This window comes from Caloramator proteoclasticus DSM 10124, from assembly GCF_900129265.1.
In the GTDB taxonomy this organism is placed as follows: domain Bacteria; phylum Bacillota; class Clostridia; order Clostridiales; family Caloramatoraceae; genus Thermobrachium; species Thermobrachium proteoclasticum.
The window spans coordinates 24271-39180 of sequence record NZ_FQVG01000005.1 but is presented as its reverse complement, the minus strand read 5'-3'; the positions used below and the strand labels follow the sequence as shown (position 1 = coordinate 39180).

Sequence of the window (14910 nt, the reverse complement as noted above, 5' to 3'; positions counted from 1 at the left end):
GTGGCAATTTCTTAACCCAAGACCTTCTTCACTTTACCTGTATTATATCCTATGTCATCGCCTAACTTTTCGTCAGGCATAATTTTAAACTTTTCCTTAACGTATTCTACTTCTTCCTTTGCTGACATTGACATTACAGTTTTTATCTTATAGATGTAGTGTCTTGACATCTTTAAAGAATTTGTCGGGCAAACGTCCACGCAGAAGGCACAAAAGCTACATCTACCATAATCAACAACAGGCTTTTTTATATCCCTTCCCTGTTCATTCTTACCTATTACCTTCATCTTTATTGCATCAAAGGGACAAATTCTTTTACAGGCCCCACATCCAACGCATTTTTCTAAATCGTTTGTATGAAGTCCTCTATATATAGGAGATACGCCCTCTTTAGGAAAAACTCTTAAAATCTGTTTTGGGTACTTTATTGTAACAGGTTTTCTAAATAAATTCTTTAACGTGGTCAGTGGAGAATAAACACTCTTATCACCTAATGCCATAGAAGCACCTCCTATTTATCAATATCAGGTGGACATATTGCAAGTGATGCCATCCACGCTGCTACATCATCTATCTTCATCTTTGGCAGGTGTTTTTGTGCATATAAAAGTCCTGCTGGAAGCGATGGGCCTCTAACCCCTACTCTATATGGCTTTAATCCTCCATCTGACACAACATAGTATCCAAACTCACCTTTTGATGACTCAACCTTTGCATATGCTTCACCCTTTGGAACCTTTAGCATTGAAAGGTTACCTAAGTTTAATCTAACATCACCCTCTGGCATTTGCTTTAATGCCTGTCTTATCAATTTTATTGTTTCTTCAAATTCCAATCTAACTTGAACTGCACGAGTTAAGGCATCTCCACCCTCTTGAGTTATAACCTTTACATCAAGATATGGATATGCTGCATATGGATCGTCAACTCTAACATCATAGGCAGCACCAGATGCTCTAAGATTTGGCCCTGTTATTCCAGTCTTTATAGCCTCATCCTTTGATATATATCCTAACCCCTTTAATCTCTTATGGATTATTGGATTTTCAAACACAAGCTTATCATATTCAATCAATCTTCTTTCAAGATGGTCTAAAACCTCATTTAACCTTTCTACCCATCCATCTGGCAGGTCATTTCTTACACCACCTGGAATATTAAATATGTGATAAATTCTTGCACCTGTCAGCCATTCAAATAAGTCCAGCACTAAATCCCTATCTGCCATCATTATATACATTGGTGTGTAAAGCCCAAGTGCTGCACCAAGTGCTCCCATTCCCATTAAGAATGAAGTTAACCTGCTCATCTCAAGAGTTATTGTTCTTATAAACTTTGCTCTATCTGGTATTTCAACTCCCATAATTTTTTCTATTGCAGTACAGTAGGCAACTTCGTTTGGATCAGGGTCAACGACGCATATTCTTGGGACAAGGGCTATATTTTGTACCCAAAGTTTTTGCTCCATTAACTTTTCAAAACCTCTATGAAGATGACCTGCATTTGGTCTTACCTTAACTATTTCAGTTCCTATCATCTCTAGAACATATCCAAAATTTCCGTGCATACCTGGGTGGTTTGGACCAAAGAATAAATCGTATACAGCCAAATTATCCTTTTCAGCTATTTTGCTTAGTGTATATGATGGTGCATCCATTATCTATCACCTCCATCTACTTCTGCATCATAAAGCCTTATTGAAAATTCCCTTGTATCAAAATCCTTTCTTAATGGCGGTATATCTACCCAGTTTTCTAAGAATAGAGGTGATAGGTCATTATTTCCTTCAAATTTAATTCCAAAAAACTCGTGAACCTCTTGTTCATAAAATTGTGACTGCTCCCAAAGATCAATTACTGTTGGAACTACAGGATTATTTCTATCTACCCTAACCTTTACTAAAATATGAATTTTATGTGTATAGGACCATATATGATAAACAACTTCAAACTCACCTTCGTCAATAAAATCAACAGCTGTAATAAAAGACAGATGCTCAAATCCTATGCTTCTTAAAAATATAAGGTCATTTAATAGATTTTCTTTCTTTACAGCAAGGGCTATTTGATTATGGTACAAGTCAAAAACACTATATCCTCTATCCACCAATATATTTATAATATCACTCTTTTGCATCTTCATTTTTTCCCTCCAAATCATTTTTAGGAGTTTGTCCTAATATTGGTACTGTCTTTTTTAGCACCCTATCCTGATTTGCTTTATAGTATTCATAATTCTCCTTGTACTTTTTATAGGCCCCTGCTTCACCCGATTGAATCATCTTCATTAATGTCTGTAGTGCATCCATTACTGCCTCTGGTCTTGGCATACATCCAGATACAGTAATATCAACTGGTATATACTCTGCTAAGTTTGTTATTGTGTTGTATGAATCCCAATAGATTCCTCCATTTACAGTACAAGAACCAAAGGCCAACACCCATTTTGGTTCAGGCATTTGCTCATAGGTTCTTATTATTCTCTTTAAAGTCTTCAAAGAAACATATCCTGTTACAAGAAGTACATCCGCCTGTCTTGGTGTAGCCATAGGCCCTATTCCAAACCTTTCAACATCCCACCTGGATGTCATTGACGGTGGCAACTCCACCGCTCCACAGCCTGTTCAGTAATGAAGCATCCAAATTGATCTTTGTCTAAAAAAATCTATAACATTGTCTATACAGCTTCTCTTCTTTTCCACCTTTAATTCTTGCATATAGAACACCTCCTATTTAAGAAGAATAAGTATAAGCTGAAGCACAGCTATTCCCATTGGTACAGTCCATAGAAACTTAACAGCCTGTTCGATTTTAAATCTTGGAAATACTGCTTCAATAAATACAGTTATAAGATATATCTCAAATTGCTTTAATACAAATGTAAATATATTGCTTGCACCACCCATAAAAAGATTTACTATTATTGCAGTTTCAACAAATATTGATACTGCGTGGGTTAAAAAGGCAAGACCTAAGTATTTACCGCTTAATTCAACCATAGGCCCTGATGCTATTTCAGCAGGTGCAATCATTGCATCAAAGGGCTTTTCACCCATCATTGCCTGAAGTGCTATTTCTGCCGCAATAAAGGAAAGCGGAAACCTTATCATATTCCAATTTAAGATTGAGCCTGCTTGGGATTGTGAAATTAGTTCAAGTGATGAAGTACCATTTACTATGATAAGCCCAAGCATAACTGTAAAAAATGGAACTTCATATCCAAGCATCATTGTAAGGGCACGGGATACCCCTATTGTCGCATTTGGATTACCACTGGCTGCAACAGCCATAGCCATTCCTAAATATCCTATCGCCATTAGATACATAATAACTATTAAATTTGTACTTGTCTTAACAGCAACGTGTCCTGCAATTGGTACAAACAACATTGTTGCTAAAAGTCCACCAAGTGACATTACCATACCTAAGTCCATTACAAAATTATGTGTTATAGATTTTCTTGAAAATAACTTTCCTACATCAAGAAAGGCTTGATAAAATGGTGGGCCATATCTTAACTGAATTCTTGCAATAACCTTTCTTCCAATTCCCATAAATAGTAGTCCTATAAATATTGCAAATAGACTAAATAAAAACACCCTTAATACTGCCATCATATAATCAACCCTCCTAATATCAATAGGAGAACTCCTATACTAAATAGAAGTACTGCACCTTCTCCTCTTTTAAATAGTCCTTGAATTGTAGTGCTTAAATATTCAAAATTTCTACCAACACTTGCAAATAAATCATCTATTGAGATAGATTCAAGTAGAGGATCAAACATCTCCTTAAATGGTTGATAGAAGGAATATGAATAGTTAAATCTATCAGCATCTACACCCCATTCCTCTGGATATTCACCTGCTGTATAGTTATCTTCTTGTGGAACAGTCTCTGATTTATTTCCAAAGAAATACATTAGACCTGATATTATAACTCCTGCAACGAACATATAGAATACTATTTTAAGGTCAATTGTTGCATTCTTTAGGCTTCCCTCAAGTACTGTCCAAGAAGCAATATCAACATTATATCCAACTGCCTTTAACGCTGTTGTTAAAGGTTTCATAACTACACCAGGTACTACACCAACAAGTAGCATAATAACCATCATTATAAACATAGGTACTGCCATAGTTAGTGGTACTTCCTTTACTTCCTTATATCTATCTGGCAGTTGCCCTAAAAATATAGATGCTAAAGCCCTAAATAGGTACATAAACGCACCCGTTGAAGCAAATATCATTGCTATTGCAAAAACAACCATCTTCTTTGACATAAGTGCCTGTATTATCATCCACTTGGAACCAAACCCATTAAGTGGTGGTATGCCTGCTGCGGCTATTATTCCAAGAAGGAATGTCATAAATGTAAGTGGCATTCTGTAAACAAGCCCACCAAGCTTGTGCATTTCACTTTCTCCAGTTCTAAAAACTACTGCTGCAAGTGTTAAAAATATTGCCGCCTTTAAAATCATATGGTTTACTACGTGGAAAAGCGAACCTTCAAATCCAACTATAGTCATTGAGGAAAATCCAAGTAAAATATATCCCATATTTGAAACTGAAGAATATGCAAATAGTTTTTTCATATCTGTTTGGAATATTGCAAGTAATGTTCCAAGTACAGCACTTATTGCTCCTAAGTAGCCTATTACATATTGAAGCACATTACCTGTGTTTAATATTCTTGGAAGATTTACACTACCTACTACAGGAACAATAAATATAGCCATTGGGTAAATTCCATATTTAATCATTACAGAGGACATAAACGTAATGTAATCCTCTGGTCCTTCTGCATATACCTTTTGCGGCCACATATAAAATGGGAATATGGCTGATTTTATTATAAAAGTTGTTAAAAATAGCAGAAGGATTACTATTCCTAATTTTGTTGAAGAATTTATTATTTGAAGAAGTCCAAAGGCTGATGGAAGTATTTCAAAGGTACCTGTATATGCACCTAAAAGTGATATTGCAATTAGCAGCAATGCAGCACCAAATAATGATAGTGATAGATAATATTTTGCTCCATCAAGGGCCTTATCCTTACCGTTTGTGATGGCAAAGAAACTTGTCCATCCCATAAGTTCCCACATCATAAAGAAGGTTACCCAATCCTTTGCAAAGAAAATACCTAAATTTGAAAATATAATTAACATCCATATAACCGATACATTGCTCTTTGAATTTTTATTAAATCCTATTGAAAATATTGAAATAATTAATGTTATCAAAGCAGAGAAAAATGCAAAATACCATCCTATTGGGTTGTTGGAAACTCCTAAGTTAAATTTTGCCCCCAATATCTCATAGCCTGTATTGAAGCTATAGCTTAAACTCCACATTCCATATATACTGTAGAGCTTGTATAATATAAAGCCATTGGAAGCTAAAAACAGCGTCCAAGTAACTCTTTTATACTTTATAAAAAATGCTATAGAGAGAGTTGTAATTAAGGGAACTAAAAGCAGCTCTATCATATTCTCTACCTCACTTCAATGATAAAATTATGTTTATATACTTATTTGGTGCATTCTTTATTTCATCAATTACGTTAAATAGCATCTGTTCAATTGAATTTGGGTATATACCTACAACCAAAATTAATAGGGCTAAAGCAAAAGGAATTATGGAGTAAACCCTTGAAATATTCACACTATTCACATCCTTCTCTACAAAGAATGTGTGTGAAATTCTTAGGTAGTACACTCCCTCAATAACTGATGCAATTAATATAATCGCTATACCTAAAGTAGATAATCTATCTAATGATAGTGCACTTATAACTATTGAAAACTTTCCCCAAAAACCTGCAAAGAAGGGCATTCCCATTAGGCTTAAGGCTGCTATTGTAAATGAAATTGCAAGTATTGGGTATTTCCTTCCAAGGCCCTTCATATCAATATAATTTTTACTATCTACAGCCCTTGAATATTGCTTTGTAACTATAAACATTACTAATTTTGCAAGATAATTTGAAACTACTATATATAAAGAACCCTTAATTGACTCAAAGCTGCCTAAGGCTATACCAAACATAAATATTCCCATTTGAGCCATAGAAGAAAAGGCAAGTACCTTAACAAGATTCTTTTCCTTAAGTGCTCCTATTTCGCCTATTAAAACTGTAAATACTGAAAGTATAACTAATACCTTTGAGATATTAGTGTTATACATATTTGGAAATACTATTAAAAGAATTCTTATAGCACCGTATATTCCTGCTGTTCCAAGCATTCCGTGTGTAAACATATTTACTGAAGTAATTGAACCCTCATAAGACTTAACAACCCATAGATTAAATGGGAATATTTTAAGTTCTACAAGCATACTTGCTAAAAATAAAATTAAAATTAAATTATAGGATGCTTGGTTTAGTTTAGTAAGTTTTAAAGCAATATCAGCAAAATTTAGTGTTCCTAAGGTTTTATAAATAAGCCCAATGGAAGATAGGCTAAACAATGAAGCTGTTGATGATAAAATTAAAAATTTAAGTGCTGCACCTGTTGATAGCCTGTCTCTTTTATAGGCAACAAGTCCTGCAATTGCAAACGTTGATAACTCTGTAAATAGGTAGAAGTTAAACATATCACCAGTTAAAACCATACCATTTGTAGCAGCTAAAAGTACAAAGTAGAAGGAATAGAATTGATATTCCTTTATATCCTTAACCATAGTTATAGACATTAGGGCTGCTATATTTACAAGAAGTAAAAAGTAAATTGTAATGTCAGTTACAACAAAGTTTATTCCAAAGGGTGCCTTCCATCCTCCTATTGCAACATTAAAAGGAATCTTTCCACTCATAAAAACTGATATTGAAAATATCAAGTTAAACAATGTAACGATATACATTGTAATCTTATTTAAGTTTCCTAAGAAAAGGGATAAAAATGCTGCAATTAGAGGGATTACTACTAAAAACACTATGCTATTCATACATTTACCCCCTCTTCATCTGTTGCTCTAATTGAAATTGAGTTGTGTGTATCTTTGTATCTCATTGCAAGCGATAGAGCAAAGGCTGTTGTTCCAAGGCCTATTACTATTGATGTCAAAACCAGTGCCTGTGGAACAGGGTCAACCATTTTATCTAAATTCGCAATGCTTAAATCTGATTGTAGTATTGGTGTAATTCCTCCTTCAACATACCCAAAGGCTACTAAGAGCATATTGATTCCTGTTTCTATTATGTTAAGTGCTATTAGTATTTTAACTATGTTCTTTCTTGTTAAAACTCCATATAGACCAACAAACACAAGGGAAAGTGAAGATAATATAAAAATTTTTGTCATAATCAACACTCCTCATAAAATTCAAAATAAATATTTGAAAGTTCCGCTGCAACTTTAAAAGCTATAAGAGCATAAAATACAGGTATTAAACCACCCGAGAATAAATCCCCTATTTTATCACCTGTTAAAAAGTTTTGGAAGAATACACCCTTTATAATGAAGGATGCTATTCCTATACCAAATATTGATATACCTGCAATTGCTTCAACTACCTTTAGAGTTTTATGGTTTACAGTCTTTCTACCAGCTAAAACTCCTATCAATACTGCTGTTGATATAATGGCACCTGCTGGGAAGCCTCCTCCTGGTGATAGATGCCCATTTATAAACATATATCCACCAATCATAAGCATTAAAATCATAAGTATTGGTGACCATCTATAAAGAATTACAGAAGGCTTCAAGATTCTTCTTCTATCCTTTGGTATAACAAAACCAAATCCTAATATAGTTACAAATAGAACTATAACCTCTAATGTTGTATCAAATAATCTATAATCTACAACAATTGATGTAACTATATTTGCAGATGTATCCTCTGCAGTTTGAGAAAAATTATAGGTGCTATTTTCATCTAACACATTCTTTTTTAAGAACCTGTCTGCAACCCTCATCTTTGGAGTAATATTGTCAGTAATCTTTATTCCTTCTCCTGTATCTATTGAAACCTTATAGATATAAAAGGCCATAAATGAAAGAATCAAAAGGGCAACTATATTTATAAACAAAGACTTTTCATCTTTCATCTTTTCTTTCCTCCATTTTCTTATATGTGAATATAAATAATGCTGTTGTTATACCTGAACCAATTGCAGCTTCAGTTATGGCAACATCTGGTGCCTGCATTAATAGGAACATAACAGAAGACATAAGGGATACTATGCCAAAAATAACAATTGCCTTAAAAACATCCTCTGTCAAAACTGTCCATACTGCTCCTAAAAACATAATTAAAGCTATAAATATTGCAAGATTATTCATTTGCTTCTCCCTCCTTTAAAAGAGGATTTGAATCTAATATAAGCTTCGCTTTATTTCTCCTAAGTGCCGCCTTACATATCGTGTGGGATGCAATAGGAGATGAGAATAGGAAAAATAGTGCCATTAAAATAAGCTTTGGGGAAACATTAGGGTTTATAAAGGAAAATCCTACAAGTAATGCTAATATCCCAAGCGTTGAAGCCTTGGTTCCAGCCTGTGACTGATTAAGTACATCCGGCATTCTAAATATTCCAAGGCCTGCAAGAAATGAAAATGTTGCTCCAACTAATACAAAGAACCAACCAACGTAATGCATATTAAATTCCTCCCTCTAAATAACGTGCTACCGCTACAACACCAACAAAGGATAAAAGACCATAAACAAGAGCAACATCTAAAAGAAGCATATTATCTGATATAAAGGCAAATACAATAATTAAACTTGATGTTATAGTTGTTAAAACGTCTATAGCAACAACTCTGCTTTCTATTGAATCTCCTTTTACTAATCTAATTATGCTAAGGAGCATTCCTAATACAATAAGTGCTATTGTTACATAAAACATTATTCAAATGCCTCCTTCAATATTTTTTCAAAGGGTCCCTTTAGCCCCTCTACATCATCAACCTTTGTACCTTCAACAACGTGTATATATATTGTGTCATCCTCTAAATCAACTGAAATGGTACCTGGAGTTAATGTTATTGAATTTGCAAGAAGGGCCTTTGCAATATTTGATTTTAGTTCTGTTTTTACCTCATAAATCTTTGGTGAAATAGGAAGTGAAGGAGTTATTACTATCCTTGCCATATTAAAATTTGCCTTAACTAATTCAATTAAAAATACAATGAAATATTTAATTAAATGATAGAGGGATTTTATTTTAAAACTCTTACTCCTTTGGTTATAGTATTGAGTTAAAATTGAGATGAATAAGGATAAAATTAAACCAAAAATTATTTCTTGATTTGTAAGTGGATAGCTTAGTGCAGACCATATTAAAAAAAGTGAAAGGAAAGTAAAAATAAAATTATTCAATAGGCTCACCTCCAAAATTAACTTACTCCTCTATTAGGGAAAGAATCATATTCTTTACACCATCATCGACTATGCTGTATATTACCTCAAGTCCATTTCTCTCTCCCTCAATTACACCTGCATTTTTTAAGATACCTAAATGCTTTGATACGGTTGATTGAGGTATGCTTAAGCAGTCTTGAATCTTAGTAACATTAGATTGTCCATTTAATAGGCACAGTAATATTGAAATTCTAATTGGATTTGATAGAACTTTAAACTTATCTGCTAATTTTTGAATCTTCTTACTCACGTCTATACCTATACCCCCTTTAAGCATCTTTATATTATAATATTACAATATTATGCTTGTTATTTCAATTTAATTATTTTTTTAACAATAAGTAACAGGTTTTAGGCATATGCTATAAAATCATATGATTTAATTAAATTGGGTAAGATATTTAAAGAAAATCCTTAATAACCAACTACACATACCCCTATATGGTATTTGAGAAAATCTCCACATATAAATATAATTGAATTTGTTGAAGGGAGGAATTGGAATGATAAAAAAGATATTTTACTATCCATCAAAAAATCTTGTTAAGGTTATACCCCTTGTTTTATTACTTGGATTTTTAACAGGGCTTAAATTCGATTTGAATTTTATGAAAAGCTATATCCTGATATTTACTGTATTTATGATTTATCCAACTATGATTGGATTTAATTACAAAAGTGCCTTTGATTTGTCCCATTCAAAATTAGTTCTTTTATCTTTACTTATAAACTTTTTAATTATACCTGTTATAGCCTACTTAATTGGAATTACATTATTTAAGGACAATATGGATATGTTTGCAGGACTTGCGATAGCATCACTATTACCTACAAGTGGTATGACTATTTCTTGGACAATGTTAAATAAGGGAAATGTGTCGGCTGCGGTTAAAATAACTGCACTTAGCTTGTTTATCGGTTCCCTTGTTGCACCTTGGTATTTACTTCTTATGGTTGGAAAGTATATACCTATTGATATTGTAAAAACGTTTATTACAATAATTCAAGTTGTTGTAATACCATTAATATTAGGTACAATAACTTATAAATTGCTTCTTAAGAAGTATTCAGTTGAGGAGTACAACAAAAAAATAAAACCTATACTACCAGCTATAAGTATATGGTTCCTTCTTGGAATAGTGTTTATAAGCATTGGAATGAAATCTAAGGTTATTATTTCAAAGCCTGATTTAATTCTATGGTCATTAGTTGTTCTTACTGTATTCTATTTATTAAACTATACTATAAGCACAATTATAGGAAAAATCTTTTTAAACAGAGAAGATGCAATAGCACTTGTTTACAGTACAGTTATGCGTAATCTGTCCTTAGCACTTGGAATTGCTGCATCAAGCTTTGGTTCAAAGGCTGCACTTATTGTAACACTTGCGTTTATCCTGCAAGTTCAAAGTGCATCTTGGTTTGGAAAATATTTTGCAAATAGGGTGTTCAAATAAAAGTGCCACCCAGGTGAATTGTGACATTTCCTATTTATACCACAATAAATCACCTGGGTGGCACTTTTTTATGCCTTCCAAAGTCCGTGGAGGTTGCAGTATTCTCTTGCAAATAAAACTTCTTCTCCATCATTTAGTTTGAAGAACGCCTCTGGCTTATCCCCTGGGTTTAAAAACCTTCTATATACCTTATCCTTAGTGTGTACTTCTATCCATTCAATATAGTGTTTTTCCTCCATTGGGTGTTCTACACTTCCAACCTTAACAAGAACTCCACCATCCACAAGTTCTACAACAGGCACGTGTTTTTCCTTTGATGCGTCTACTGTATTTTCCTCTCTAAGTGTCATTGGTTTATTACAGCAAACTAAAGTACCTGCCCCCTTATGAAGAACCTCTACAATATTCCCACATATTTCACATTTATAAACTTGCCTAACCTCAGTCATTTTAACCCCTCCTTAAAGGATAATTATTTTCTATTAATAATATTATATCATTTATTATTAATATTACAAGTAATGTTTTTATAAAATTTTCTGAAAAATAATTTATCTTTTATCTACAATACATTATTAATGACCTAACCAACAAGAGAAATATCTTTCCATAAATTGAATAATTTCACATTTCACCTGGGTGGCACTTTTTGAAAAGGAGGTGTTTCCAATTTTTGATACAGGAAGCACTCCTGCAACACTGTTTGTAAAAAAGGCTGAATCGAAATTTTCAAGCTCATCTAAGGTAATATTAGTTTTTACCACTTCTACCACCTTTGATTTGAGATGCTCTATTAATTTTTTTCTTATAATTCCAGGTAGTATTGAACAGGTTATACTTGGAGTATAGATTACTCTATCCTTTATAAAAAATAGGTTTCCATAGGCTGCCTCACTTATAAATCCCCTGTGGTCTAAAAATATGCAGGAGTCATATCCTTTATTTTTTGCCCTTAAATCCTCAATGTAGTTTTGCCCATAATTAAAGGTTTTTATATAGTTTAAAATGCTTTTAGGCCTTCTCTCCCTTGAAATTGCAAGCTTAAGCCCTCTATCATAGTGTTCTTTAGTGTATGAGGGAGTTCTTAATTTTATATTTAGCTTATCGTCTATATATATAATCTTAATTGCAACAGGATTATTTATACCTTTAATTGAATTTAGTACATCTTCTTTAAACTTTTCAAAGGTTAAGTTGTTATCTATCCCAAGTATTTTTAAGCTTCTTTTAAGCCTTTTGTAGTGTTCATCTAAAAAAAGGACTTCTCCCTTATATGCAAATAATGTTTCAAAAGGAGTAAGCCCAAAGGCTACTCCCCTATCAAACAAATCAATCATCTTTTTCCTCCTTTAACAAGGGAATTGTAAATAGCCCTTCCCTTATGGAGTGTTTCTTCATATTCATCTTGAGGGTTAGAATCCCATACAATTCCTCCACCTACATTGTATATTATATTTTCTTTATCCATAACGGCTGTTCTTATTGCTATATTAAAGTCCATATTACCATTGTTTGAAATGTAGCCTATACAACCTGTATATATTCCTCTATTTACCTTTTCAATTTCATTTATAACCTCCATAGACCTAAGCTTTGGAGCACCTGTTATAGAACCTCCTGGAAACATAGCCTCTATTATCTCTTTAAACCCAACATTCTTTAACAATTTTCCTTGTATAGTTGAAACAAGGTGGTTAACAGTTGAATATTCCTCTACATCAAATAGGCTTTCAACCTTTACTGTCCCAGGTATGCATATCTTTGATAAATCATTTCTTTCTAAATCTATAATCATTAATAATTCCGAACGACATTTTTCACTTTCATAAAGCTCCCTTTTTAAACTTTCGTTTTCTTCTTTATCCTCAACCTTCTTAACCGTCCCCTTTATTGGCCTTGTAGTTATTGTATCTCCTCTTTTTCTTAAAAACTGCTCTGGTGAAGTTGAGAGTATGTATTTATCCTCTACTCTTATTAACGCATTATAGGGGCCATAGTTTGCCCTTCGAAATTTAGAATAGATATGTATTGGGTTTAATTTACCTCTTCCATAAAACTGCTGTGAAATATTTACCTGATATACATCACCACACCTTATATACTCCCTAACCCCTTCAACTGCCCTACAGTATTCCTCAAATTCAAAGTTAGATTTTAAATTTATGTCAATATCATCTATAGTCTCTACATAATCAGTAGTTTTAATTCTATTTATAATCTCCTCATCGTCTGTAACTACATATGTAAGATTATTTCTGTTATCTACAACTATATAGTCCTCAAAATACTCAAAGTAGATGCTTGGTATTTTTATAGGAGAGTTGTTCTTACCCTTTATCCCCATAATCTCTTCACCAAAGTCATAGGAAAGATATCCAACAAATCCTCCATCAAAAATCAGACCTGTATTAAGTTCTTTACTTTTTTTAATATATTCATCTAAAACCTTTAAAGGTGGCTCCTTAATTATTTCAACTCTGTCCCCATAATTAACAGATGTTTTCCCATCTAAATAGCTTATACTATATTTTGGCTTAAAGCACAAAATAGAATAATCTCCAGTATCCTTAACCATATAGCTACTTTCTAAAAGCTGTGGCTTAAAATCTATGAGCAAATTATAGAGCTTAAAAACGTCTAACTTATAGTCTAATCTAATCATTTCTGCTCCTCCTTAGGAAGTTTTGAAGCATTTCAAGACCATTTTCTGTTAAAATTGCTTCAGGATGAAACTGTACTCCCTCTATATCAAATTCCTTGTGTCTTATCCCCATTATTTCTCCCTCTATAGTTCTTGCAGTAACCTCAAGGCAGTTAGGCAAAGTAGCTTCATCTATCACTAAAGAATGATACCTTGTTACATTTAAGGGACTCTTTAACCCCTTAAAAACACCCTTCCCTTCGTGAAATACCTTATGAACCTTTCCGTGAACAGGGCTTTTTCCCTTCACAACCTCTGCACCAAAGAAGTGTCCTATGCACTGATGCCCAAGACATACTCCAAGTATTGGTATCCTTCCCTTGTATTTTTCAAGTATTTCTAAAGATAAAATAGACTCATCTGGTCGCCCTGGCCCTGGTGATAAAACAATATAATCGGGATTTAGCTTTTCAATATCGTCAATGCTTATCTCATCCCTTGATTTAACTATAGTCTTCTCTCCTAATATTAAAAAATAATGATATAGATTATATGTAAATGAATCATAGTTATCTACTATTAGAACCATAATATCCTCCTTAAACTTTTTATAATGTTATTTAAGAGGTTAACTTCGTACATAAGCAATAAAAAGTCTAAAACTATTATTTATACTAATTACTATGCCCATAATAATTATAATTTTAGCATAAAAATAAACAGCTGCCACCTTTGTGACAGCTATTTAATAAACTAATATTCAACATATGCCTTTGCAACATCCTTAAAACCTTCTCTGTTTAATGTATCTGCTATCATTCTTCTTATTATTTCAAAGGAAACCTCTTCTTTTCCAAGTCCCTTTATTTCGCCCTCTATATCCTTTGCAATATTATGTAAATCAGATTCATTGAGTGGTTCTCCTATATCATCTGATGCTGCTCTTATACTCTTTATAATCTTATCAATAGTAAATTCCTGTAAACTGCCATCCCTTTTTATAACCTTCACAGTATCACCCCTTATATATTTATTAATTTAATACTATATTATTTTTCAGAATTTTTCAACTTTATATTAGCTTAACGTTTAAAGGTTTTACATCTGCTAATCTTTTAAAAATCATTTTCAAAGTTTAGACATTCTAAATTGAATACCTACTCTTATCTTTAACAAAGAACCAAAATAACAGCCACATAGAATTATACTATGTGGCTGTTATTTTTATCCTTGGTCTAATCCTGTTAATACCTTATCAAAGGCGTTTACTGTGCACTTATAACCATCAAAGTTTACACAGTTTTCACAGCTTTTATCAACTGCCCCTGCGGAAGATGTAAATCCTTCTGCTTGATATTTAGTACAAGATGCTGCAACTGCTTTTAGCTGTTCTCTACTTGCCATAAGACCCCTCCTCTCAATCACTATTATTTTCCCTAAAAAAACAT

20 protein-coding genes and 1 pseudogene are annotated in these 14910 nt (G+C 33.0%); 1 reads left to right on the top strand and 20 read right to left on the bottom strand.

All coding sequences use genetic code 11. From position 1 onward, the window contains the following. Nucleotides 1-11: 11 nt before the first annotated feature. The 14 genes and pseudogenes from BUB63_RS02320 to BUB63_RS02255 all read right to left on the bottom strand — a co-directional run bounded on the left by BUB63_RS02320 (nucleotide 12) and on the right by BUB63_RS02255 (nucleotide 9614). The gene (locus BUB63_RS02320; protein WP_073247802.1) at nucleotides 12-500 is read right to left on the bottom strand and encodes a 4Fe-4S binding protein; all 489 of its coding nucleotides are present in this window, start codon (nucleotides 498-500) and stop codon (nucleotides 12-14) included. Between the two features lie 11 nt (nucleotides 501-511). Beyond that, nucleotides 512-1657, bottom strand: coding sequence for an NADH-quinone oxidoreductase subunit D (locus BUB63_RS02315; protein WP_073247801.1), 1146 nt, complete (start codon nucleotides 1655-1657; stop codon nucleotides 512-514). After that, entirely contained in the window at nucleotides 1657-2142 is a 486-nt protein-coding gene (locus BUB63_RS02310; RefSeq protein ID WP_027307779.1) for an NADH-quinone oxidoreductase subunit C, read from the bottom strand. The genes BUB63_RS02315 and BUB63_RS02310 overlap by 1 nt, the downstream gene beginning before the upstream one ends. After that, nucleotides 2123-2611 (bottom strand): annotated as a pseudogene (nuoB, locus tag BUB63_RS02305) (NADH-quinone oxidoreductase subunit NuoB); the annotation flags it as partial. The pseudogene nuoB and the gene BUB63_RS02310, both read right to left, overlap by 20 nt. Nucleotides 2612-2728: 117 nt before the next feature. After that, on the bottom strand, nucleotides 2729-3616 hold the full coding sequence (locus BUB63_RS02300; protein ID WP_073247800.1) for a respiratory chain complex I subunit 1 family protein: 888 nt from the start codon (nucleotides 3614-3616) through the stop codon (nucleotides 2729-2731). Continuing rightward, nucleotides 3613-5487 (bottom strand): proton-conducting transporter transmembrane domain-containing protein, encoded by a 1875-nt coding sequence (locus BUB63_RS02295; protein WP_073247799.1) that lies wholly within the window; start codon nucleotides 5485-5487, stop codon nucleotides 3613-3615. The genes BUB63_RS02300 and BUB63_RS02295 overlap by 4 nt, the downstream gene beginning before the upstream one ends. 10 nt (nucleotides 5488-5497) lie before the next feature. Further along, complete coding sequence (locus BUB63_RS02290; protein WP_073247798.1) at nucleotides 5498-6946, bottom strand: complex I subunit 5 family protein; 1449 nt, start codon at nucleotides 6944-6946, stop codon at nucleotides 5498-5500. Beyond that, a complete protein-coding gene (locus tag BUB63_RS02285) occupies nucleotides 6943-7302 on the bottom strand; it encodes a sodium:proton antiporter (RefSeq protein ID WP_027307775.1) in 360 nt (119 codons plus the stop codon). Before BUB63_RS02285 ends, BUB63_RS02290 begins: the two co-directional genes overlap by 4 nt. Before the next feature lie 2 nt (nucleotides 7303-7304). Beyond that, entirely contained in the window at nucleotides 7305-8048 is a 744-nt protein-coding gene (locus BUB63_RS02280) for an MnhB domain-containing protein (protein ID WP_073247797.1), read from the bottom strand. Continuing rightward, nucleotides 8038-8283 carry a Na(+)/H(+) antiporter subunit B gene (locus BUB63_RS02275; RefSeq protein WP_027307773.1) on the bottom strand — a complete coding sequence of 82 codons (246 nt, stop codon included), beginning with the start codon at nucleotides 8281-8283 and terminating at the stop codon, nucleotides 8038-8040. The genes BUB63_RS02280 and BUB63_RS02275 overlap by 11 nt, the downstream gene beginning before the upstream one ends. Beyond that, nucleotides 8276-8599 (bottom strand): monovalent cation/H(+) antiporter subunit G, encoded by a 324-nt coding sequence (gene mnhG / locus BUB63_RS02270; RefSeq protein WP_073247796.1) that lies wholly within the window; start codon nucleotides 8597-8599, stop codon nucleotides 8276-8278. The genes BUB63_RS02275 and mnhG overlap by 8 nt, the downstream gene beginning before the upstream one ends. Nucleotide 8600: 1 nt before the next feature. Beyond that, the gene (locus BUB63_RS02265; protein ID WP_073247795.1) at nucleotides 8601-8849 is read right to left on the bottom strand and encodes a monovalent cation/H+ antiporter complex subunit F; all 249 of its coding nucleotides are present in this window, start codon (nucleotides 8847-8849) and stop codon (nucleotides 8601-8603) included. Then, nucleotides 8849-9322 carry a Na+/H+ antiporter subunit E gene (locus BUB63_RS02260; protein WP_027307770.1) on the bottom strand — a complete coding sequence of 158 codons (474 nt, stop codon included), beginning with the start codon at nucleotides 9320-9322 and terminating at the stop codon, nucleotides 8849-8851. Before BUB63_RS02260 ends, BUB63_RS02265 begins: the two co-directional genes overlap by 1 nt. A gap of 22 nt (nucleotides 9323-9344) precedes the next feature. After that, on the bottom strand, nucleotides 9345-9614 hold the full coding sequence (locus tag BUB63_RS02255) for an ArsR/SmtB family transcription factor (RefSeq protein ID WP_084424577.1): 270 nt from the start codon (nucleotides 9612-9614) through the stop codon (nucleotides 9345-9347). Between the two features lie 253 nt (nucleotides 9615-9867). On the opposite strand from BUB63_RS02255, the gene BUB63_RS02250 reads away from it, so the two are divergent. Further along, nucleotides 9868-10821: an arsenic resistance protein gene (locus BUB63_RS02250; protein WP_242947334.1), complete on the top strand. Its 954-nt coding sequence runs from the start codon at nucleotides 9868-9870 to the stop codon at nucleotides 10819-10821. 68 nt (nucleotides 10822-10889) lie between these two features. Here BUB63_RS02250 and BUB63_RS02245 read toward each other — a convergent pair whose 3' ends face one another. The 6 genes from BUB63_RS02245 to BUB63_RS02220 form a co-directional block, all read right to left on the bottom strand. Continuing rightward, on the bottom strand, nucleotides 10890-11270 hold the full coding sequence (locus BUB63_RS02245; protein ID WP_027307767.1) for a desulfoferrodoxin: 381 nt from the start codon (nucleotides 11268-11270) through the stop codon (nucleotides 10890-10892). Nucleotides 11271-11396: 126 nt separating this feature from the next. Then, nucleotides 11397-12158, bottom strand: coding sequence for an aminotransferase class IV (locus BUB63_RS02240; protein WP_073247793.1), 762 nt, complete (start codon nucleotides 12156-12158; stop codon nucleotides 11397-11399). Next, nucleotides 12155-13483 carry an aminodeoxychorismate synthase component I gene (gene pabB, locus BUB63_RS02235; RefSeq protein ID WP_073247792.1) on the bottom strand — a complete coding sequence of 443 codons (1329 nt, stop codon included), beginning with the start codon at nucleotides 13481-13483 and terminating at the stop codon, nucleotides 12155-12157. The genes BUB63_RS02240 and pabB overlap by 4 nt, the downstream gene beginning before the upstream one ends. Next, complete coding sequence (locus tag BUB63_RS02230; RefSeq protein ID WP_073247791.1) at nucleotides 13476-14051, bottom strand: anthranilate synthase component II; 576 nt, start codon at nucleotides 14049-14051, stop codon at nucleotides 13476-13478. The genes pabB and BUB63_RS02230 overlap by 8 nt, the downstream gene beginning before the upstream one ends. Nucleotides 14052-14215: 164 nt before the next feature. Continuing rightward, a complete protein-coding gene (locus BUB63_RS02225; protein WP_073247790.1) occupies nucleotides 14216-14473 on the bottom strand; it encodes an ATP cone domain-containing protein in 258 nt (85 codons plus the stop codon). A 213-nt stretch (nucleotides 14474-14686) separates the two neighbouring features. Further along, nucleotides 14687-14866, bottom strand: coding sequence for a hypothetical protein (locus BUB63_RS02220; protein ID WP_027307762.1), 180 nt, complete (start codon nucleotides 14864-14866; stop codon nucleotides 14687-14689). Between the last annotated feature and the right edge of the window lie 44 nt (nucleotides 14867-14910).

Coding starts and splice junctions, on each gene's coding strand:
- BUB63_RS02320 (WP_073247802.1), bottom strand. CDS start 500: ATGGCATTAGGTGATAAGAGTGTTTATTCTCCACTGACCACGTTAAAG.
- BUB63_RS02315 (WP_073247801.1), bottom strand. CDS start 1,657: ATGGATGCACCATCATATACACTAAGCAAAATAGCTGAAAAGGATAAT.
- BUB63_RS02310 (WP_027307779.1), bottom strand. CDS start 2,142: ATGAAGATGCAAAAGAGTGATATTATAAATATATTGGTGGATAGAGGA.
- BUB63_RS02300 (WP_073247800.1), bottom strand. CDS start 3,616: ATGATGGCAGTATTAAGGGTGTTTTTATTTAGTCTATTTGCAATATTT.
- BUB63_RS02295 (WP_073247799.1), bottom strand. CDS start 5,487: ATGATAGAGCTGCTTTTAGTTCCCTTAATTACAACTCTCTCTATAGCA.
- BUB63_RS02290 (WP_073247798.1), bottom strand. CDS start 6,946: ATGAATAGCATAGTGTTTTTAGTAGTAATCCCTCTAATTGCAGCATTT.
- BUB63_RS02285 (WP_027307775.1), bottom strand. CDS start 7,302: ATGACAAAAATTTTTATATTATCTTCACTTTCCCTTGTGTTTGTTGGT.
- BUB63_RS02280 (WP_073247797.1), bottom strand. CDS start 8,048: ATGAAAGATGAAAAGTCTTTGTTTATAAATATAGTTGCCCTTTTGATT.
- BUB63_RS02275 (WP_027307773.1), bottom strand. CDS start 8,283: ATGAATAATCTTGCAATATTTATAGCTTTAATTATGTTTTTAGGAGCA.
- mnhG (WP_073247796.1), bottom strand. CDS start 8,599: ATGCATTACGTTGGTTGGTTCTTTGTATTAGTTGGAGCAACATTTTCA.
- BUB63_RS02265 (WP_073247795.1), bottom strand. CDS start 8,849: ATGTTTTATGTAACAATAGCACTTATTGTATTAGGAATGCTCCTTAGC.
- BUB63_RS02250 (WP_242947334.1), top strand. CDS start 9,868: ATGATAAAAAAGATATTTTACTATCCATCAAAAAATCTTGTTAAGGTT.
- BUB63_RS02245 (WP_027307767.1), bottom strand. CDS start 11,270: ATGACTGAGGTTAGGCAAGTTTATAAATGTGAAATATGTGGGAATATT.
- BUB63_RS02240 (WP_073247793.1), bottom strand. CDS start 12,158: ATGATTGATTTGTTTGATAGGGGAGTAGCCTTTGGGCTTACTCCTTTT.
- pabB (WP_073247792.1), bottom strand. CDS start 13,483: ATGATTAGATTAGACTATAAGTTAGACGTTTTTAAGCTCTATAATTTG.
- BUB63_RS02230 (WP_073247791.1), bottom strand. CDS start 14,051: ATGGTTCTAATAGTAGATAACTATGATTCATTTACATATAATCTATAT.
- BUB63_RS02220 (WP_027307762.1), bottom strand. CDS start 14,866: ATGGCAAGTAGAGAACAGCTAAAAGCAGTTGCAGCATCTTGTACTAAA.